Source organism: Rhizobium sp. P1_E1, from assembly GCF_056406015.1.
The window spans coordinates 1-1,112 of record NZ_JBFUAY010000525.1 but is presented as its reverse complement, the minus strand read 5'-3'; the positions used below and the strand labels follow the sequence as shown (position 1 = coordinate 1,112).

At 54.9% G+C, this 1,112-nt stretch carries 1 protein-coding gene; it reads right to left on the bottom strand.

The genetic code is table 11. The annotated features are described in order from the left end of the window. A partial coding sequence (locus AC1D1Z_RS37685; protein ID WP_477853940.1) for a LacI family DNA-binding transcriptional regulator occupies positions 1-1,008 on the bottom strand: 1,008 nt, incomplete at its 3' end. Between the last annotated feature and the right edge of the window lie 104 nt (positions 1,009-1,112).

Sequence of the window (1,112 nt, the reverse complement as noted above, 5' to 3'; positions counted from 1 at the left end):
TGGCAAGGTCCGGTTTGGCGCGGCCGGCCGTATGCCTATGATGGAGGAAACCATCTCATCAATGACCGCACGCGCAAATGCCTCGATTGGTAAGCAGAGGAAACAACTGATAACGCCGTCAATCAGCGCGGGTCGCGTCGCGTCAGTCAGATCGTTGCAAACGACGACCGGCCGCTGGCCGCTACTATGAGCTCGAATTGCCTGAACAATCCCGTCCTGTCCGCCACCCGCATTGTATATGGCAGCGAGATCGGCGTGTCTATCAAGGAGGCTCGTTGTGACTTCACGAGCCACCTCTGGATTGTCGAAATTGACAATTGTTTCAAGCAACCGGGCCTCTTCTCCTATTTCACGGAAATAGGATCGAAACCCCATCTCACTGAGATCTTGCCCCAGGTATCTATGACTTCCCACGAGTGTGGCAATTTTGCCTTTGGCTCCGGCCATTTTGGAGATGATGAAAGCGCCGGTGCGGCCGACCTTGCGGCTATCCAAACCGATATACCCGGTGACCCCGCTCGCCGAAATTCCCGACAGCAAAGTGAAGACGGGCTTCTTTCGCAGATTGAGTTCATCAACGGCTAACACGACAAGCGGATGGTCGATCGCTACGACCGCGACCGCGTCTGTCCTCGATCCGACCTCCAGGATTTTCTTCCTCAGCGACTCCGCGGTGATGTCATCCACGAAAACGATGTCGGGCTTTCCCTTAACGTCAAGCCTGGATGAAAGCTCTTTTCTAAGGCCAGTAGCGACATTCTGATAGAATGGATCCGTCCCTTTCTGAAGTACGAAGCCAAGTCGGACGTTCCTTACGTTCCTTGCGTTCGTCCGGTGTCTTATGAGGGGCAGCGCATGATAGCCGATAGCTTCGGCCGCCTCTCTGACGCGATCGGCCGTTTCCTTTCTCACAGGGGCTCTGCCGTTGAGAACCCTATCGACCGTTGCCACGCCAACGTCCGCACGCCTTGCGACGTCGGCCGCTGTCGGTCTTGATTTTGCCGCCATTTTTCACCTCTTCGTAATTAAACCCGGTCGGCACTAGGATTTCGTAATCTCGTGGAATTAGCAAGCCGCATTCGTGATGAAATCATCACGGGATTCCGCAAGAC